Here is an 18,809-nt window from a genome sequence, read left to right as displayed (position 1 = left end):
CCCGACCCGGCCGCCCCACCCCCCCCCCCCCGCGCCGCCGGCCGGCCCCCGCCGTGGGGGGTTTGTCAAACACCCCCCCCGCCGGCCCCGCCGCGGGGGGGGGGGGGGGGGCCCCCCCCCCCCGCCAGCCACTGCGGCATCGGCGAGCGGCGCCCCAGGCAGTCGATCACCAGGTCGGCCCGGGCCGGGCCTTCGTCGGTGGTCACTCCGGTCACCCGGGTCCCGCTTTCCAGGCGTACGCCCGTGACCCGCACCCCACGCCGCAGCGTGACCCCGCACGCCTCCGCCGCCCGGGCCAGGGCCGCCTCCACGACCGGCCGCCGGGCGGTGACCGTGTCGAAGCGGGCGTCGTCCTCGCGCCGCGGCGGCGGCACGAGGCTGAACGGGCTTCCGCCGGCCGCTCGGACCTCCGACGCGGCGGCCGGCAGTTCCTCCGACAGGGTGCGCCACCAGCGGGGGAGCATGAAGTGCGGCAGCCGGAACTGGTTGACTCCCGGCCGTTGCCAGCTCTCCCACGGCTCGCCGCCGGGCGGCGCCGGGTCGCGTTCGAGGACGGTCACGTCGTGCCCGTCGTCCCGCAGCATCATCGCGGTGCTCAAGCCGGCCAGGCCGGCACCCAGGATCGTCATGTTCGCCATGCCCGGAGCGTGCGCCGCGGGACTGCTCACTCTCCAGGTCGTTCGCTGCCCAATCGCTGCCCGGTCTCGGCCTCCCACAGCCGCTCGGTCAGGGTCTCGACCGCCTTGGCCAGGTGCCGGCGATAGGTGCTGAACGGCAGACCCAGCGCCTCGGCGGCGGCTTCCTGCGAGGCCGCCGGTTTGATGTACGTCCGGTAGAGCACCGCGCGGAGACGCTCGCCCCGCGGCTCCGAAGCCAGGGCGTCCACCGCCTTCGCCAAGGCGGCGCGGACCTCGGCCGGGTCGCCGCCCAGAGCCGTGCCGATCAGCGGGCCACCACCGCCGGGATGGTGCAGCGCCGCCCGTACGGCCGCAACGAATTGGTCCTTGCCCAGCGGCGCCGGGCGGGTCAGCTCGTCCGGCGGCGGCCCACTGCCACCGGTCTGCTCGCGCTCGTTCATCATCTCGAGCCAGGCGTCGACCGGGAACCGCCGCCAGTCGTTGCCGTAGACCACGTGCCGCTGCCCGTCGCAGTCGGCCGACAGCACCTCGCGGAAGCCCAGATAGTCGAAGAACGGCCCCCAGAACGCGTGGTCGACCGTGGCCACGAACGCCCACGCCAGCGGCCGCCCGCACCATTCCACAATGGATGAGACCGAGCCCGCGAAGACCGCGTTCCGGTCACTCTGCGAGCCGTCCTCGCCGAGCAGGAACCGCGCGATGTCGACCTGCTCGCCCGGCCGCAGCGGCGCGGTGCGGTCGATGTGGGCGAGGATCGCCCGGACGACCGGATCGTCCTGGTCCAGAGCGAGACCCGACGGGCAGAGCGAGTGGTACGCGAAGCCGGGCCCGCCCACCACCGTGCTCGCCCCTTCCGGGCGGGCCGCGAACCACTCCCGGGCCAGCGCCTCCGAATGAGGGCCGACCTGCCGCCCGATCTGCGCGGCCACCGCCGCCAGCTCCTCGGGCCGGGACGGCACCACCGCGATGGAGCCGTGTTCCCGTACGGCCCGGAACTCGGCGCTGAAAGGCCCCCGCCGATGCAGATAGCCCAGCTGCTGGGCCAGCAGTTGCCGGTGCATGCCGGTTGCCGACCGCAGCCCGGACACGACGTAGTCGTGGATGATGCGGTGCAGCTCGCGGTAGCGGTCGGGGGAGCGGCGCTCGAACTCGGCGTCGAGCACCTCGCGGGTCAGGTCGTGCGGGAACAGCCCCTGCGGCCGGGCCGCGACGAACGGCCGGTCGCGCAGCCACTGCCAGACAGGGGAAGCGTGCACGTCGCCGACCGTGCGGCGCAGCAGATCCTCGGTGGTCACCTGCGCCTTCGCGCACGTGGCGAGCCCGAGCAGGTGCGCCTCGGACGGGGCGTCACGCATCACCGAGGCGGTCAGGGCCGAGATCAGGTCGGGCGCCTCGGCCAGGCTGCCCGGCACCACGCCACCGGCCGACACCACATCGGCCAGCAGCGCCAGCGCCAGCGGATGTCCCCGGCCCAGCCGCACGATCGCCTCGCGGTTGCCGGCGGCCACACCGGCCCGCGCGAGCAGGTCCGCACTGGCTTTCCGATCAAGAGCGGGCAAGTGACGTACGGCCACAACGGCGCGCCATCCGGGATCACAGCGCCACGCCGCCACGGGCGGGTCACGCCCGGCCAGCACCACGACCCCGTCGCCGGGCAGCGCCGGCACGAGATCGCGCCGCAGCCATCCGTCGAGCGCCTCCAGATGTTCGTAGCCGTCGACGAGCAGGACCTGCGGCTCGGCCCCGCCGACAGCACCCACGAAGTCCTCGGCGGTGGGCCGCAGATCCTGCCCGTCGACCAGCACCACCCGGCGCCCGGCCCGGCGGCCCCGCTCCCGCAGATGAAGCAGAAGCGTGGTCTTGCCGATGCCCCCGGGCCCGTGCACGAACAGCACCCGCCGGGGCGTGCGGCCGGCGAGAGCCTCGTCGAACCAGGCCACCTCGGTGTCCCGCCCGGCGAAGCTCCGCCACCGCACGTCCTCGACGACGTCGCCGAGCCTCGGCATCCCGTCAGTCTGTGCCCGCGGCCCGGCCGGCGCCGTCACCCAGCCGACAGGACCTTGGTCATGTTGCGCCCGGTCTCGGCAAAACCCAGCTGTTCGTAGAGGGCCCGGGCCCCGGTGTTGTGAGCGAAGACGTGCAACCCGATCCGCTTCAGCCCGGCGTCGTGGCACCAGCGCTCGGCGGCCAGCATGATCGCCCGCCCGTAGCCGCGCCGCCGAAGGCCGGCCTCGACGGCGACGTTGTAGACGAAAGCGGCGTCGTGGTCGACCTTGATCCAGAGGAAACCGACCCGCCGGTCACCGTCGTAGGCGTACCAGAAATGGTGCCCGGGGGTGGCGTACTCGCCGGGCAGCAGCCGCGCGTAGGTGTCGGCGGCGGCCCGGGCGGCTTCGGCCGCCGACAGCCCCGACGAGCCGGCGCTGCGCGCGTAGTGCGCTTCGACGCCGGCCCGCCAGGGCTTGTATTCGTCCTCGGTCATCGGCTGGAGCCGCACGTCCGTCATGCGGCCAACCTACCTAGAACGAGAAGGTGCACATCACCTTCACGCCGCCGGTGAACTCGGTCGTCTGATCCGGCGCCGGCCCGATCCGGTAGATGAAGTTGAGCTTCTTGCTGATGATCCCGCACTTGTCGGCGTACGAGGCGTCCTCGATCCACACCGACCGTCCGTCCTGCCCGAGATAGGCGGTGTAGACCGCCGCCCCGAGGAACTGCCAGACCCCCTTGCAAGCGCCCTTCGTGTCAGCGATCTTGGCGCTGATCTCACCCGACAGGGCGGCCACGCCGGCCAGCCCGCCCGCCTTCTTGGCCTTCTTCACCTTCTTGACGGCATCCGACACGAAGCAGTGCATCTTCGCCGCCGCCGACGCCTCACCGTAGAAACATCCACCCTTCTCCGACCATCACCATAAATGCCCGACAAAACCACCATCCCGGCCGATCCCGCACGGGGTCGGCAAACCGGCGACCCCTTCCGTGCAGCCGCTCCGCCCGGTTGCGACAGCCGTCCCGCCGTGGTGGTCAGCCGGCCGGGGACCAGCGGTTCTCGTGGCGGGCCGACTCCAGTGGGCGGCGGGTGCGCCAGCCGTGCCGTTCGAGGTCGGGGGTCTGCTCCACGTGAGTGACCGGGCCCAGGCACAGCCAGGCCACCGGGCGGATGCCGGCCGGGATGCCGAGCAGGGTGCGGAGGAAGTCCTCGCGGTAGAAGGAGACCCAGCCGACGCCCAGGTTCTCGGCGGTGGCGGCCAGCCACAGGTTCTGGATGGCCAGGCAGACCGAATAGAGGCCGGCGTCGGCGATCGCGTGGCGGCCCAGGATCGCCGGGCCGCCCCGGGACGGGTCGTAGGTGACCACGATGGACAGTGTTGATTCCAGGATGCCGTCGATCTTGATGCGGGCGAAGCGGGCGGCCGCCGCCGGGTCGTCGGCCAGGGTGGCGGCGAAGACGGCGCGTTCGTGCTGGACGTGCTGGTGGAACGACGAGCGCGGCGCGGCGTCCCGGATGACGATGAAGTCCCACGGCTGGGTCAGGCCGACGCTGGGGGCGGCGTGCGCGGCCGCCAGCACACGGTCGAGGGTGTCGTCCTCGACCGGTGCGCCGGTGAACTGGCCGCGCACGTCGCGGCGCGTGTGGATGGCGTCGTACAGGTTCACTTCTTCAGGGAGCCCGTGGTGGTGCCGGATCGTTGGTGCGCGAAGCACAGGACGCCCGGGTCGCCGGTCTCGATCTCTTCCAGGCGGGCGGTGAACAGGAGATACTTCGCGTCGGCCGGGGGCTTCGCGCCCGCGTACGCCAAAAATTTCTTCTCGCACGCGGCCTCGGCCTGATCATCGGTCGCTTTGGGCAGGTCGAACTTGGCGAACAGCTCGCTGCTGTGCGGCGACGAACAGGGCACCGCGTCGAGGTAGTCGCCGGTGTCGTTGTCCAGGTCCTTCACGCAGTCGCCGGCGCGCATGTTCTCGAAGCTCAGGGAGCGCTCGCCGCGCAGGACGCCGGTCGCGTCGCGGTCGGGGCCGTCGGCGACGTCACGGGCGATGGCGATGCCGGCGACCACGGCGATGACCGAGATCCACAGGCCGCAGACGCACAGGGCGATGATGGCGAAGCGCCGGCCCCGCTTGTCGCCGTTGCGCCGGCTCTGCCGCAGGCCGACGATGGCCAGGATGATGCTGATCAGTCCCACACAGCCGAACAGCGACAGGGTCAGGGCGGCGATGGAGAAGCCGTTGGTCTTGCCGTTCCACTGCGGGCGGGCGGGCGCGTACGGAGGCGGCGCCGGATAGTTCTGAAGATCCACCGGCGCCACCGTACCGGCCATCGACGGCCCGCGCTGCCCCGCTCAGCTCGCGGGGCGGCTCCGCCACAGCAGCCAGACGAAATAGGGCGCGCCGATCAGCGCGGTCACCAGTCCCGCCGCCAATTGCGAAGGGGCGATGACGGTACGCCCGAGGGTGTCGGCCACGCTCACCAGCACGGCGCCCAGGCCCACGGCGACCGGGACGGCCCGGGCGCTGCGCGAGCCGACCAGGGCGCGGGCCGCGTGCGGCGCCACCAGGCCGACGAAGGCGAGCGCGCCCACCGCCGTGGCCGCGGCCGCGGTGAGCACCGCCGCCACCGTCAGCAGGCCCAGCCGGGCCCGGTTCAGCGGCACGCCGAGCAGGCGCGGTACGTCCTCGTCGAGCGAGACCAGGTCGAGCGTACGGCTGGAGACCAGCGTCAGCGGAAGCGCGACCAGCAGCACCAGCGCGACCGGTACCACCTGGCCGATGCTGCGGCCGTACGTCGATCCGGCGAGCCAGGTGAGGGCGACGCTGACGTTCCACGGCGAGATCACCACGACGACCAGCGTCGTGACGGCCGTGGCGGCCGCGCTGACGCCGACACCGACCAGGACGATCCGGTCCGAGGCCAGGCCGCGGCCGGCCGCCAGCCAGTAGACCAGTGCGAACGTGCCCAGCGCGAACACCGTGGCCACCGCCATGACCGGCCAGGCGCCGATGCCGGGGAAGAGCAGGACCACCGCGACCGCGCCGACGCTGGCGCCCGGCGTCACACCGAGCAGGCTCGGCTCCGCGAGGGCGTTGCGGCAGACCGCCTGCACGATGGCGCCGGCCAGGGCGAGCGCCGCCCCGCCGAGCAGGGCCGCCAGCACGCGCGGCCAGCGCTGGTCGAGCACGAAGCCGACCTGCCGGCCGGCGTTGCCGCTGATCCAGTTCATGACGTCGCCGAGCAGCACGATCCGGTCGCCCAGCAGCAGCCCGGCGATCACCGCCGCCACCAGCAGCACCGCGATCAGCACGGACACGGTGATCACCCACGTGCGGGAGTGGACGGTGCCGTTCGCGCCGCGGGCCGGCGCCGCGGCCGGGCCGCCGTCGCGCAGCCGGCGGGCGAGCCAGACCAGGACGACCGCCCCGGCCAGGGTGGTGACGATGCCGGTGGGCACCGAGATGGCCACGTCGGCCGGCAGGATCAGCCGCAGGAGCACGTCGGCCCCGACCACGATCAGCGCCCCGCACAGGCCGGTGAACGGCAGCAGCAGCAGGTGTTTGCCGAGGCCGGGCACGCGCCGGGCGACCAGGCGGGCGATCACCGGCGCCGACAGGCCGACGAAGCCGATCGGGCCGGCCACGGTCACCGAGATCGCGGCCAGCAGGACGGCCGTGACCACGGAGAGGACCCGGGTGCGGCGCACGTCGACGCCGAGCACGCGGGCCGAGTCGTCGCCGAGGCCGAGCACGTCGAGCCGGTGGGCCAGCAGCAGCGCGGCCAGCACGCCGATCGCGACGACCGGGGCCGTCAGCTTGACGTTCTCGCTGCCCGACTGGACGGTCGTGCCGCTGCCCCAGGCGAACAGGCCGACGGTGTTCTGCTGGAAGAGCAGCAGGAGCACGGAGGTGAGCGCGTTCAGCGCGAGCGCGACGGCCGAGCCGGCCAGCACCAGGCGGGTCGGCCCGGAGGCGCCGCCGCGCGAGACGAGCAGGACGACACCGGCCGCGAGCAGGCCGCCCACGAAGGCGACCAGGCCGCCGACCGCGAACGGCACCGCGACGCCGAAGGCGGCCACGGCCACCACCGCGACGTAGGCGCCGGCGTTGACGGCCAGGGTGTCGGGGGAGGCCAGCGGGTTGCGGGCCACCGATTGCAGGATCGCGCCGGCGATGCCGACCGCGATGCCGACGAGCAGGGCCGCGCCGAGCCGGGGCAGGCGGCTGGCGACGAGCACCGCCACCGCCTCGTCGTTCTCGGCCGACCACGGGTTGATCGCCTTGAGCAGTTCGCCGACGCCCATGGCCGCGGTGCCCTGTGTGAGGTGCACCGCGGCCAGGACGGCGAGCAGCACGACCGCCACGGCGAAGACCGCTACCACGCCGTACACCTTTTTGAGCGGCGCCGCCGAAACCGGCGAAATCGTGCTGGTCATCGGTGGATCAGGCGGTCAGGGCGCTGGTGAGGGCGTCGATGTAGGCGTTCGCCGAGGCGGGGCCGCCGAACATCCAGATGCCGTCCGGGATGCGCTTGACCTGGTTGGCGGTGACGAACGGGAGCTGCTTCCACACCGCGTTGGTCTTCAGCGAGTCGGTGAAGTCGCCGCCGTCGGCGTCGTTGGCCACGTAGATGAAGGTGGTCGACGCGTCCTTGAGCTTGGTGAGGCCCTCGACGTCGGTCTGCGCGAGGCCGTAGTCCTTGTCGCCGCCGGTGGTCCACTGGTTCTTCAGGCCCAGCTCGTTGGCGATGGCGCCGAAGAACGAGTTCGGCGTGTAGAAGCGCAGCGACACGGTGCCGGCGTCGACCCAGCCGTCGGCCATGGCGAACGCGGCGCCGGACTTGTTGGCCTTGGCCAGCGCGTCCTTGCCCGCGGTGACCTTGGCGTCGAAGCCGGAGAGCAGCTCGGTGGCCTTGGCCTGGGTGCCGGTGGCCTGGGCCAGGGTGTTGACCGTCTTGCGCATGTAGCCGATCGGGTCGGCGCCGTCCGAGCCGCGCAGGGTCAGGACCGGCACCTGCTTGGCGATCGAGGCGATGACGTTCTCGGGCAGGTCCTTGGTGGTGACGACCAGGTCGGGCTTGAGCGCCACGATCGAGTCGAGGCTGGGCTCGCCGCGCTGGCCGACGTCGGGGGTCCCGGCGTCGATCGGGGCGCTCTTGTCCCAGTTGTTGTAGCCCTTCACGTCGGCCTGGCCGACCGGCTTCACGCCGAGCGCGACCAGGTTCTCGGTGAGGCCCCACTCCAGCGAGACGACGTTCTTGGCGGGGGCGTCGAGGTGCACGGCGCCGCGCTCGTCGGTCAGGTCGACCGGGCCGCTCGAGACGGCGGGGGCCGCGGCGGCCTCGTCGGCCGGGTCCTCGGTGGTGCCGCAGGCCCCGGTGAGGAGAACCGCGGCTACGCCAACGGCGAAAGCTCGGCGAGTGAGAGCCATGAGAGAAACGTCCCTTTCGAATTCAGGAGGTAAGTGACCGGCTGGTGTGCCGGCCGATGGGTCGCGTACGGACGTGGCCGTCGTCGCCGACGGTCACCTCGATGCGCAGGCCGTAGATGTCGGTGAGCAGGTCGGCGGTGAGCACCTCGGCCGGGCGGCCGTCGGCGCGCACGACGCCCTGGCACATCAGCACGACCCGGTCGGCGACCGCGGCCGCCTGGTCGAGGTCGTGCAGCACCACGCCGACCGCGACGTCGTGCTCGTCGGCGAGCTCGCGGACGATGTCGAGGATCTCGACCTGATAGCGCAGGTCGAGGAAGGTGGTGGGCTCGTCGAGCAGGACCACGCCGGTGTCCTGGGCCAGGCAGGTGGCCAGCCAGACGCGCTGGAGCTCGCCGCCGGACAGCTCGTCCACGGCGCGGTCGGCCATGGCGTCCACGCCGGTCATGGCCATCGCCTTGTCCACGTGGGCCGGTCCGCCGGGGTCACCCGAGCCGAACCGTCCCCGGTAGGGGTGCCGTCCGTAGGCGACCACGTCGCGTACGGAGACCCCGCCCGGAGTGGGCCGTGACTGCGTGAGAAGAGTGACCTGGCGGGCGAAGTCCTTCGGCCGCAGGCCGGCGGCGTCGTCGCCGGCGAGCAGCACGGTGCCCGACTGCGGGGTGTGCAGCCGCGCGAGCGAGCGCAGCAGCGTCGACTTGCCGGAACCGTTGGGCCCCACGAGAGCCACGACGGTGCCGGCACGCAACTCGATGCCCGCGCCGTGCACGACGGTCCGGCCGTCGTAGGCGAGCGTCAGATCGGCTCCGGTGAGCGCCGCGTCCCTGGTCATGAAGGTGAGGCTAACCTAAATCCGAGCGCGGCTCGAATCACGGGTCATAACGAGTCAAGATCATGTATGTGTTTAGGGTGACGTCATGATCGCGCACCCGGGGCTCCGCTTCACCGACCACACCGTGACCGTGCCGCTCGACCACAGCGACGCCGGCCAGGGGACGATCGAGGTCTTCGCCCGCGAGGTCGTGGCCTCCGACAAGGCCGGCGACGACCTGCCCTGGCTGCTCTACCTCCAGGGCGGGCCGGGCGGCAAGTCGCCGCGGCCGTTGCGTTCGGGCAGCTGGATCGCCCGCGCGGTCAAGACCCACCGGGTGCTGCTGCTCGACCAGCGCGGCACCGGCCGCAGCACCCCGCTGACCCCGTCCATGGCCGGCTCGGTGAAGCACTTCCGGGCCGACAGCATCGTGGCCGACTGCGAGATCCTGCGGGCCCGCCTCGCCGGCGGGCAGCGCTGGGACACGCTCGGCCAGAGCTACGGCGGCTTCGTCACCATGACCTATCTGTCCCACGCGCCGCACGGTGTCCGCACGGCGTACGTGACCGGCGGCCTGCCCGGCCTGACCGCCACCGCCGACGAGGTCTACGCCCGTACGTATCCGCGCGTGGCCGCCAAGAACGCCGAGTACTACCGCGCCTTTCCCCAGGACCGGGCCAAGGTCCGCGCGATCGCCGACCGCCTGGCCGCCGAGGACGTCCGGCTGCCGGACGGCGACCGGCTCACCGTCGAGCGCTTCCGGACGCTGGGCAGCGCGTTCGGCATGAGCTACGGATACGCCCAGGTGCACTGGCTTCTGGACGAGGCGTTCTCCGACTCTTTCCGGTACGAGGTCATGCAGCTCACCGGCTTCGTCGGCCAGCCGCTGTACGCGCTGCAGGAGTACATCTACGGCCAGGGGCCCGGCGCCACGAACTGGGCCGCCGACCGCGCTCTCGCGGCACGGCCGGAGTTCGCCGCGGACGCCGGCCCGCTGCTGTTCACCGGCGAGATGATGTACCCCTGGATGTTCGAGCAGATCCGCGCGCTGCGCCCGTACGCCGGGGCGGCCGCGGAACTGGCCGCCGCCGGCGACTGGCCGCTGCTCTACGACCCCACGATCCTGGCCGCCAACGAGGTGCCGGTCTACGCGGCCGTCTACGCCGACGACATGTACGTCGACATGGGCCTCTCGCTCGAGACGGCGGCCGCGGTCGGCAACGTCCGCACCTGGATCACCAACGAGCACGAGCACGACGGCCTGCGCACCTCGGGCGAGGACGTGCTCGGCCACCTCATGGACATGGCCGCCTTCACCAGGTGAACCGGCCCGGATAGCTCACCTCGGCCAGCCTCGCCTGTCCCTCGGTGCTCGGGTGGAAGTAGTCGATGCGGTTGACGAGCTCGAGGTCGAAGCGCACGTTGTGCACCTCGCCGGAGTCCCAACGGCACTTCTTCCCGTACGCCCGGCAGGCGTCCGCGAGCGTGTCGTTGTAGGCGTCGATGCGCCGTGCGACCTGGCGCCGCCGGTCCTCGTCGGCCTCGGCCGTGGAGGTGGGACGGGCCAGCAGGGACGGGCAGATGCCGCGGCTCCACGCCTTCACGGCCCTCGCGTCGTCGTGCCCGATCTCCCACAGCCGGTAGAGGTCGGGAATGCTCACCATCAGCACGCGCGTCTTCGGCAGCCCCTTCTTGAGCCGGGCCAGAGCGGCGTCGACCCGCTGGCGGAACGCGGCGGCCGAGGTCATGCCGGTCACGCCGGGCGCGCAGGCGTCGTTCGAGCCGATCAGGATCGTCACGTACTGGACCTTGGTGTTGACCGCCTTGCGGGCCTGGGCCGCGAGGTCGGCCGCCTCGGCGCCCGGCTCGGCGAAGTTGTAGGCCTTTCCCTTGATCGCCGCGTTGTGGTCGCGGATCCGCCGGTAGTGACTGTCCACCGCGGAGTCGCTGCCGGTCGCCCACGAACGGCGTTCGCAGGCGACGAGCGCGAAGCAGCTGGCGAACCCGGCGGTGATCGAGTCGCCGAGGGCGGCCATCGACGACGGATAGCCCTTCGACGAGCCGGCCGGCTTCGGATCGGCCGCGCCCGTGCCCTCCTCGCAGGCCAGCGCGAACACACCGAGCAGGGCGAGCACGGCAAGGTGCCAGCGACGCATCCCAACCCCAAGATTCACAGAGAGTGACGACGTGGCCACTCTACAGTGCCGGGACATTCCTCCCGGCCCGTGACCCGCGCGCACTTTCCCGCGCCGTCAGCTTGGTCCGGCGGCCCGCAGCTTGCTGAAGATGCCGGAGACGTGATCGCGGACGGTTCTCTCGCTCAGCCCGAGCCGCCCGGCGATCTGCGGGCAGGTCAGGTGCTGCGCGGCCAGGCCCAGGATCTGCCGCTCGCGGTCGCTGAGCTCCGGGAACGCCTCCGGCCGCCGATCGAGCCCCGAGAAGTACTCGATCAGCCGTACGGCCAGGGCCGCCCCGAAGACTTCCTGGCCGGCGGCCACCGCCCGTACGGCCCGAAGCAGCTCGGCCTTGCGGGCGCCCTTGAGCACGGAGCCGCGGGCGCCCGCCCGCATCGCGGCGAACACCGCGTCGTCGTCCTCGGCCATGCTCAGCACGAGAACCCGCACATGCGGCATGGCCCGCACCAGCCGCTCGGTAGCGGCGACGCCGCCCATCCCCGGCATGGCCAGGTCGATCATCACCAAGTCGGGCTGCAGCCGCGGCGCCATCACCAGCGCCTGCTCACCGCTGGCGGCGCCGTCGGCCACCTCGATGTCCTCGGACGTCTCCAGAAGCGCCCGCAGCCCCTCCCGGAAGGCCGCGTGGCCGTCCACGATCAGCGCGCGGATCGGCTCCATCAGCGTCGTCCCTCCCGCGCCCTCTCCCGCGGGAAAGCCAGCCCAACCCCCGGCCGTACGCATCCGGTCCGCCCCCGTCCGTCGTCATCGACCTCGGCCACCAGCCGCACAACGGCGGATCGGGCGCCGGAGTGACGGCAGTCCTCGGAGAGCCATCCGCTCCCCTTGATACGCCAACGGCGGCCCGGCGGGAACCGCCGCGACGGGAAGCGGACGGAACGCCGCTATTTTGTTCCCATGAGTCAGCTCGAAGACGTAGCCGCCCGCGACGGCTGGCGCTGCTGGGTGTGCGACGAACCGGTGGACCGCGACATGTCGGTGAACGACCCGCGCGGCCCCAGCGTCGACGCCCGTACCGCCGACCGCAAGGCCAAGCTCCCCGAACGCCTGGCCCACCGCGCCTGCAACACCCGCAAGGGCGCCGTGAAAGTGGTCATCGCCTGGCCCGACCGCCTGCACGTCACCGAGCCGGCCCCGCTGATCGCGGTGGCCGAACGCCTGGAACGCAAGGGCGGCCGCGAGCTGGTGGCCCGCTGCCCGAGCCGGAAGGACGCCCAGGAGACGGCCGACTGGCTGGCCGACCGCTTCTCCCGCCTGCTGCCGGCGGTGCCGGTGACCGCCACCGTCGACGCCGGTGGCGGCCAGTTCCTGGTCGCCCTGTCCACCGCCGCCGGGCGCGGGCGGCGCTGAGGTCACTCGTAGCAGCCCGGGCGGTCGCTCTCCACCTGCACGTAGACGACCTTGCTCTTCTGCACGTTGATCCGGTAGTGGGCGCCGTCGCCCTTGACGACGTCGACGAGGGCGTCGCCGCTGGTCCGCTTGGCGGCCGGCGTCTCGTCCCCGTCGGCGCGCCAGGTCAGCTGCGGATAGGCCTTGCGCACGGCGGCCAGGCTGCTGCCCGGCTTGATGCCCTCCGGCGTCTTCTGCCCGCCGAAGGAGTCGAGCGCCCGCAGCCCGTGCTTGCCGTTGAAGATCATCCAGTCCTCGTCCGACTGCCCCTTCCAGTGCGCGGAGACGCAGGCGTCGGCCCCGGCGGTGTCCTGGCCGTCGTTGACGACGATCAGGCCGGTCGCCTTGGCCGCCTTGAGGCTCATCCCGATCTTCAGAGGTCCGATGTGGTCCGGGTGGATGGTCAGCCCGGCCGGCGCCTCGCTCGTCGCCGCGGTGGACGGCGCGCTCGACGGCGCGCTCGACGGGGCGCTCGACGGGGCGCTCGACGGGGCCGGGGCTGTTGTCGTGGGTGTGGCCGTCGTGGGTGAGGCCTGGCTGTTCGGTGTGGTGGTGGTGTTGCCGCAGGCGGCGGCGAGAGCGACCAGAGTGGTCGCTCCGGCGATCTGGACGAGACGGCGCATCGGAATTTCCCTTCCCCGTATCCGGCGTCCCTCGGCGGTGACGCGCGGCCCAGTCAGCATCGCGGCTCCGGGAGAACGGCGAATCACGGATACGTGCCAACGCGGCCACGGCACGTAGCGGCCGCTACGCTCGGGCCATGTCGGCCCCCGGAGACGTGCCAGCGGAGATCCTCGAGCGGCTGCGGCCGATCTGCCGGGCGCTGCCCGAGACGTACGAGGAACCGGCCTGGATCGGCGTCCGCTGGCGGATCCGCGCCCGAACGGTCGCCCACGTCTACACGCCGGACCCCGCCCGGCATCCGCAGTACGCGCGCTACGGCGAGTCCCCGACGGTGATGACGTTCCGGGTACCCGCCGTCGACCTGCTGGGCCTGACCACCCCCGGTTTCCCGTTCTTCCGCGCGGCGTGGGGCACAAACGTGGCCACCGCCGTCCTCGGCCCCCACACGGACTGGACCGAGATCACCGAACTACTGACCGACAGCTACCGCGAGATGGCCCCGAAGTTCCTGGCCACCCGCCTCACCGGCCCCTGACCGCGCGAACTGAGTTTCACCGGCGAACAACGGGGGCACTGCCTGGCTGTGCGTCGCGGGTCCCGGCGGGTCTGGCGCTGGGTGCTCATCGCCTGCAGCGTCGTCGCCGTCGTGGTGCCGATCGGCCTGGGCCTCGCTCATCGAAGCATCGAATATGCCGGCTGGGAAGCGTCGATCGCCGCCGTGGCGATCGGGCTGGCCTCCTTGATGATGCAGGTCGTACGGGACCGCAAGGAAGCTCGTTCCTCCACTCCGGAACAGCTGGACTCGGCTTGCCGGAAACTGCGGGCACTGGTCAAGGCCCACTGGCGCGAGCGCCTGAAGTCCGCTGGGGCCGGCGAGCGGGACAGCATCGAGGTGCCCTGGCGGGTGGACGACGGTACAGACCTTCGCTCCGGCTCCATGGCTCTGACTCGTCTCGGCCGCTCGGAGTGGGGGCGGATCGTCATCGTGGGTGGGCCGGGGTCGGGCAAGTCGACTCTGGCCGCCAAACTCGCGATGGCGATCCTGGACGACGACGGGCCCGTTCCCGTGGTCCTGTCCCTGGCCGGCTGGAATCCGGCGTCGGCTCCGCTCGGCGATTGGATCGCCGCCGAGATCGGCGAGGTGCACCCTCTGGTGGCCGAGGACCAGTACGGCCCTACCGTGCTTCACGACCTGGTGGAGTTCCGGCGCGTTCTCCCCGTGCTCGACGGGCTCGACGAGATGGCGGCGTCACTGCGTGACCGGGCCTGGGCCGAGATCGACGCCACCTTCGAGGGCTCGGAACGGGTGGTCGTGACATGTCAGACGAACGCCTTCACGGCGCTGCGGACCGGGACCATCCGCGGCGATGACGTCAGGATCCGCCTCGAGCCGGTTCGCCCGGGCGGTGTCGTCGCCGCCTTCGAGCGCCATGTGCCGGCCTCCGGCCCCGAGTGGGGGCGCTTCTTCTCCACATTGCGGGCGGCGCCGGAGACGCCGCTTGAGGGGGCGCTCGGCAATCCCTTCATACTGGATCTCGCGCGGACGACCTACCGGGACGAGCCGACGGCCCCGACCACCCTGCTGCGCATGGCGACAGCGGACCGTGAGGCCGTTCAGGACGAGCTTCTGGAAACGTTCCTGAAGTCGGCGTTCGCCGGTCGCGACCGGACGGCGAACACGCGTCGCCGCCGGTATGACGTCGACGACGCCAAGAGGTGGCTCTGCTGGCTGGCGCGCCGCAACACCGTGCGTTTCGCCTGGTGGCGGCTTGCTGACGAGGTTCCGGCCTGGTCGCTCTATCTGATGACGCTGATGGTGGTCGCCGCGGCGGCAGTGGCAGTGGACGTCGTCTTCCAAGCCGTGATCGGGTTGCTCACCGGAACGCCGATCGATCCCGGCGCCGGCCTCGTTCGCGCCGCCGTCGTCTACGGCGTCATCGCACTGTTCGCGTATCGGCTGAGAGGCGCGCCGAGGCTCACCTATATCGCTTTCCGGGGCCGTTGGCCGCTTCTGCCGACCGAACTCGCCCGCCATGCCCCGGACGGGCTGGCCGCCTGCCTCTTGTCCGGGGTGGCGGCCGGGGTCGTGGTGTGGCTCGCCGTGAACCTGCTGGGCGCCGTTCTGGTGGGCCTGGTGTTCGGCCTGACCGTCGGTGTCGCCGTCACGCTGGTCGCCGGTGTCGAGGACTGGCTCAGCAATCCCTTGTTGGTGACAAGCCCGACCACGCCGGATGGCGCGCTCCGCGCCGAACGGCTCCGGACGGCGGCCCTGGCCCCGCTGGTGGGGCTGGTCACCGGCACACTGATTGCTTCGCTCACGTGGGTGTTCCTCGCGTCGGAGTCGCCGCCGGGAGACGTGGTCGCGGTCGCGATGATCCTCGGTCTCATGGCTGCGGTGGCCGTCGTGGCGCGCTCGACCTGGTGGCGGTTTCGGCTCGCGTGCCTCTGGCTGGCTGCTCGGGGCCGGCTGCCGTGGCGGCTGATGGCGTTCCTGCGTCACTGCCACGAGAACGGGATTCTGCGCCAGGCCGGGGCCACCTACGAATTCCGGCACCGGTTCGTCGGCGACTGGCTCGCGGGCGGACGAGGGCGTGGGAAGATTTGGCGATCTTGAAAGGGGCCGGGGGCTCCCGGACATGTGTGAGGGTGGACCCTGTGAACGTGGAGGGGCGCCGGGCCCGGTTCGAGGCCCTGGCCCCCGCGGTGATCGACGCGGTGCGGCGCTATCTGGCGCGGCGCACCGACCCCGCCACCGCGGACGACGTGCTGTCCGAGACGCTGCTGGTGTGCTGGCGGCGGCTCGACGAGATGCCCGAGGATCACCTGCCCTGGGCGTACGGGGTGGCCCGCCACTGCCTGGCCAACGCCGACCGGAGCCGGCGCCGGCAGGCCCGGCTGTTCGCCCGGATCGCCACCATCGATCCGCCGCCGGCGGCGATCGCCGGGCCCGAACCGCGTGACGACGAGCTCGACGTGGCCATGGCCGCTCTTCGCGGGGCCGACGCCGAGCTGCTGCGCCTGTGGGCCTGGGAGGATCTCACGCCCCCGCAGATCGGTGTCGTGCTCGGCGTCTCGGCCAACGCCGCCTCCATCCGGCTTCACCGGGCCAAGCAGAGACTGCGCGACGAGTTGCGAAAGACCGGGGCCGCCGCCGGACATGAGGGGGAGACAGAGGGGAGCCGGCCATGACCGACGACGACCTGCGGGCGCGACTGCGCCGCGCCGATCCGGCCCGCGATCTCGCGCCGGCCTCCCCGGAACGTTTTCCGCTGGAGGACATCATGACCACCGCACCGCCTCAGGCGACCCGCCGCCGTCCCCTGATCGCCCTGGCCGCGGCGGCTCTCGTGCTGGTGGCCGCCGGCATCGGCTGGCTGACGCTGCGACCCGAGGAGACACCGACCGTGACCACCCAGGAGCTTCGGACCGTGCAGTTGACCGCCCCGGGCGTACAGGCGAAATGCGTCGAACCGACCGCCGAGGTCCTCGCCGAGCGCGCCGACTTCGCCTTCGCCGGCACCGTCAGCGCCGTCGAGGGCGCCACCGTCACCCTCGACGTCACCCACGTCTACCGGGGCTCGGCCGCCGGGCAGGTCCAGATCGCGCAGGCCGGCGATTCCACCGAGCAGATGATGGGCAGCGGCAAGTTCGAGAACGGCGGGAAATATCTGGTCGCCTCCTCGCAGGGCAGCATGCTGATCTGCGGCTACAGCGGCGAGGCGGACGCCGAGGGCCTCCAGGGGCTGTACGACCGCGCGTTCGCATAAGTTGGAGGCATGCCACGCCGTGCCGTCCCGTTCCTGATCGCCCTCCTGACCGTCCTGGTCGTGGCGCCGCCGGCCCGCGCCGAGGCCCCCCAGCGGCTCGCCACGCAGGTCACCGACGCCTCCGGCTGGATCGACAACCGGGCGCCGGCCGACAACGCGCTCCAGGAACTGCAGGACGAGACCGGCATCCAGCTCTGGGTGGTGCTCGTCGACTCGTTCGACGGCACGCCCGCCCAGAGCTGGACCGACGAGACGGCCCGGCTCAGCGACCTCGGCGACCGTGACGCGCTGCTGGCCATCGCGGTGGAGGACCGGTCGTACTACTACTTGTTCCCCGACGACTCGCGGATTTCCAGCAAGGAGCAGGCCGAGGTCGCCGAGAAGGACATCGAGCCCGCCCTCAAGCGGGGCGACTGGTCCGGCGCCGTGGTCGCCGCCGCCCAGGGATATCAGGACGCGGCCTCCGGCAGCAGCGGCCTCGTCTGGGCCGTGCTCATCGTGCTGCTCGTCGTCGTGGCCGGGCTGGCCTGGGTCTGGCTGCGCCGCCGTCACCGCCGGGCCGCCGCCCCGCCGGCGCCCGAAGGCCCGACCGTGGCCGACCTGTCGAGCCGGGCCAACGCGCTGCTGGTCGAGCTCGACGACGACCTGCGGGCCAGCGAACGTGAGCTGGAGCTGGCCACCGCGCAGTACGGCGAGGAGGCCACCGGGCAGTTCCGGTCCGCCCTCGACGAGGCCCGCCGCAACGTCGGCGAGGCCTTCCAGCTGCGGATGACCCTCGACGAGACACCGGCCCCCGGCGAGCGCGCCCAGCTGACCCGCATCATCGAGCTGTGCGAGGCCGCCGACAAACGCCTGGACGCCGAGTCCGACGCCTTCGACCGGCTGCGTGACCTCGAGTCCCGCGCGGCCGAGGTGGCCGAGGAGGTCGATCGCCGCCGCGCCCAGGTCGAGGCCGCGCTGCCCGGCGCCGAGGCCACCGTCCAGGACCTGCTGTCCCGCTTCTCCGGCGGCGCGGTCACCGCCGTCACCGGCAACGCCGGCCAGATCCGCGAGCGTCTCACCTACGCCGCCGACTCGCTGCGCCAGGCCCGCGAGGCGCTGTCGGCAGGCAAGAACCCCGAGGCGGCGCTTGCCGTACGGGCTTCGGAACAGGCCGTGGACCAGGCGGCTCACCTGGTGAGCGCGATCGAGCGGGCCGCCGCCGAGCTCCCCGCCGCCCGCTCCGCGGCCGACGGCCTGCTGGCCGAGGTGACCGCCGAGACCGCCGCCGGCCGGGCCGCGCTGAGCGGCGGGGGAGAGGTGCCACCGGGCCTGGCCGCCGCCGTCACCGGCGGCGAGCAGGTGCTGGCCGAGGTCCGGGCCGCCCTGGCCGCCGACCGCCCCGACCCGGTCGGCGCCGTCGCCCGGCTGCAGGCGGCCGACGCCGCCCTGGACGCCGCGCTGGCCGCCGCCCGCGACGCGGCCGAGCGCGGCGCGCACGCCCGCAGCATGCTGGCCCAGGCCCTGCCGGTGGCCCGGGCCGAGGTCTTCGCGGCCAACGACTTCATCACCACCCGCCGCGGCGCCATCGACTACAACGCCCGCGCCGCCCTCTCCGAGGCCCAGCGCCACCTGGCCCTGGCCGAGAGCCTGGCCGCGGCCGATCCGGTGCGCGCCCTGACCGAGGCCCAGCAGGCACACCAGCTGGCCTCCCGCGCCGGCCAGGCGGCCCGGGTCGACGTGCAGGGCTGGGGCGGCGGTGGCGGATATCGTCAGCCCGGCGGCTTCGACGCCGGCGCGTTCGCCGGCGCCGTCCTCGGCGGCATCCTCTCCAACGCGGCCCGGGGCGGCGGCCGCTCTGGCGGCTTCGGAGGAAGCAGCCGCCACTCGGGCGGAGGTGGACGGTCCGGTGGCGGCGGGCGCCGCGGAGGCGGCGGCCGCTTCTGAGCGGGTGACGTTCAGCGCGATCCCGCCGGCGGCCTGA

General features: G+C 72.7%; 19 protein-coding genes. 7 read left to right on the top strand and 12 right to left on the bottom strand.

What is annotated here, in order from left to right; translation table 11 throughout:
• Window positions 1–65 precede the first annotated feature (65 nt).
• From ACFY36_RS16450 to ACFY36_RS16410, 9 genes are all read right to left on the bottom strand, one after another.
• Window positions 66–638, bottom strand: coding sequence for an NAD(P)/FAD-dependent oxidoreductase (locus ACFY36_RS16450; protein WP_499746793.1), 573 nt, complete (start codon window positions 636–638; stop codon window positions 66–68).
• A gap of 26 nt (window positions 639–664) precedes the next feature.
• Complete coding sequence (locus ACFY36_RS16445) at window positions 665–2,644, bottom strand: ATP-binding protein (RefSeq protein WP_499746792.1); 1,980 nt, start codon at window positions 2,642–2,644, stop codon at window positions 665–667.
• Between the two features lie 35 nt (window positions 2,645–2,679).
• A complete protein-coding gene (locus ACFY36_RS16440) occupies window positions 2,680–3,144 on the bottom strand; it encodes a GNAT family N-acetyltransferase (protein ID WP_499746791.1) in 465 nt (154 codons plus the stop codon).
• A gap of 13 nt (window positions 3,145–3,157) precedes the next feature.
• A complete protein-coding gene (locus ACFY36_RS16435) occupies window positions 3,158–3,481 on the bottom strand; it encodes a hypothetical protein (protein ID WP_499746790.1) in 324 nt (107 codons plus the stop codon).
• 181 nt (window positions 3,482–3,662) lie between these two features.
• Complete coding sequence (gene bluB, locus ACFY36_RS16430) at window positions 3,663–4,295, bottom strand: 5,6-dimethylbenzimidazole synthase (protein ID WP_499746789.1); 633 nt, start codon at window positions 4,293–4,295, stop codon at window positions 3,663–3,665.
• The gene (locus tag ACFY36_RS16425) at window positions 4,292–4,939 is read right to left on the bottom strand and encodes a DUF4190 domain-containing protein (protein WP_499746788.1); all 648 of its coding nucleotides are present in this window, start codon (window positions 4,937–4,939) and stop codon (window positions 4,292–4,294) included. The genes bluB and ACFY36_RS16425 overlap by 4 nt, the downstream gene beginning before the upstream one ends.
• Before the next feature lie 42 nt (window positions 4,940–4,981).
• Window positions 4,982–7,066: an iron ABC transporter permease gene (locus ACFY36_RS16420; protein WP_499746787.1), complete on the bottom strand. Its 2,085-nt coding sequence runs from the start codon at window positions 7,064–7,066 to the stop codon at window positions 4,982–4,984.
• A gap of 7 nt (window positions 7,067–7,073) precedes the next feature.
• The gene (locus ACFY36_RS16415; protein ID WP_499746786.1) at window positions 7,074–8,060 is read right to left on the bottom strand and encodes an ABC transporter substrate-binding protein; all 987 of its coding nucleotides are present in this window, start codon (window positions 8,058–8,060) and stop codon (window positions 7,074–7,076) included.
• A gap of 22 nt (window positions 8,061–8,082) precedes the next feature.
• Window positions 8,083–8,892 carry an ABC transporter ATP-binding protein gene (locus tag ACFY36_RS16410; protein ID WP_499746785.1) on the bottom strand — a complete coding sequence of 270 codons (810 nt, stop codon included), beginning with the start codon at window positions 8,890–8,892 and terminating at the stop codon, window positions 8,083–8,085.
• A gap of 85 nt (window positions 8,893–8,977) precedes the next feature.
• Here ACFY36_RS16410 and ACFY36_RS16405 point away from each other — a divergent pair, with 85 nt between their 5' ends.
• Entirely contained in the window at window positions 8,978–10,195 is a 1,218-nt protein-coding gene (locus ACFY36_RS16405) for an alpha/beta fold hydrolase (protein WP_499746784.1), read from the top strand.
• Here ACFY36_RS16405 and ACFY36_RS16400 read toward each other — a convergent pair.
• Window positions 10,185–11,027, bottom strand: a complete 843-nt coding sequence (locus ACFY36_RS16400) for an SGNH/GDSL hydrolase family protein (protein ID WP_499746783.1) — start codon at window positions 11,025–11,027, stop codon at window positions 10,185–10,187. The two genes, ACFY36_RS16405 and ACFY36_RS16400, sit on opposite strands and share 11 nt — an antisense overlap.
• Before the next feature lie 96 nt (window positions 11,028–11,123).
• On the bottom strand, window positions 11,124–11,726 hold the full coding sequence (locus ACFY36_RS16395; protein WP_499746782.1) for a response regulator: 603 nt from the start codon (window positions 11,724–11,726) through the stop codon (window positions 11,124–11,126).
• A gap of 237 nt (window positions 11,727–11,963) precedes the next feature.
• Between ACFY36_RS16395 and ACFY36_RS16390 the strand changes: the two genes are divergently transcribed.
• Window positions 11,964–12,416: a hypothetical protein gene (locus ACFY36_RS16390; RefSeq protein ID WP_499746781.1), complete on the top strand. Its 453-nt coding sequence runs from the start codon at window positions 11,964–11,966 to the stop codon at window positions 12,414–12,416.
• Window positions 12,417–12,418: 2 nt separating this feature from the next.
• On the opposite strand, the gene ACFY36_RS16385 is transcribed toward ACFY36_RS16390, so the two are convergent.
• On the bottom strand, window positions 12,419–13,078 hold the full coding sequence (locus ACFY36_RS16385; RefSeq protein WP_499746780.1) for a hypothetical protein: 660 nt from the start codon (window positions 13,076–13,078) through the stop codon (window positions 12,419–12,421).
• A gap of 137 nt (window positions 13,079–13,215) precedes the next feature.
• On the opposite strand from ACFY36_RS16385, the gene ACFY36_RS16380 reads away from it, so the two are divergent.
• Genes ACFY36_RS16380 through ACFY36_RS16360 form a run of 5 tightly spaced genes read left to right on the top strand, consistent with a single transcriptional unit; the run spans window position 13,216 to window position 18,772 of the window.
• Window positions 13,216–13,614, top strand: a complete 399-nt coding sequence (locus ACFY36_RS16380) for an MmcQ/YjbR family DNA-binding protein (protein ID WP_499746779.1) — start codon at window positions 13,216–13,218, stop codon at window positions 13,612–13,614.
• Between the two features lie 48 nt (window positions 13,615–13,662).
• Window positions 13,663–15,693, top strand: a complete 2,031-nt coding sequence (locus ACFY36_RS16375; protein WP_499746778.1) for an NACHT domain-containing protein — start codon at window positions 13,663–13,665, stop codon at window positions 15,691–15,693.
• A 41-nt stretch (window positions 15,694–15,734) separates the two neighbouring features.
• Window positions 15,735–16,268: an RNA polymerase sigma factor gene (locus ACFY36_RS16370; protein ID WP_499746777.1), complete on the top strand. Its 534-nt coding sequence runs from the start codon at window positions 15,735–15,737 to the stop codon at window positions 16,266–16,268.
• On the top strand, window positions 16,265–16,846 hold the full coding sequence (locus ACFY36_RS16365) for a hypothetical protein (protein ID WP_499746776.1): 582 nt from the start codon (window positions 16,265–16,267) through the stop codon (window positions 16,844–16,846). The genes ACFY36_RS16370 and ACFY36_RS16365 overlap by 4 nt, the downstream gene beginning before the upstream one ends.
• 9 nt (window positions 16,847–16,855) lie before the next feature.
• Window positions 16,856–18,772 (top strand): TPM domain-containing protein, encoded by a 1,917-nt coding sequence (locus ACFY36_RS16360; protein WP_499746775.1) that lies wholly within the window; start codon window positions 16,856–16,858, stop codon window positions 18,770–18,772.
• Window positions 18,773–18,809 lie beyond the last annotated feature (37 nt).

It is taken from the genome of Actinoplanes sp. NPDC000266, assembly GCF_042899005.1.
GTDB lineage: Bacteria > Actinomycetota > Actinomycetes > Mycobacteriales > Micromonosporaceae > Actinoplanes.
This window is presented reverse-complemented; position numbering and strand designations above follow the sequence as displayed.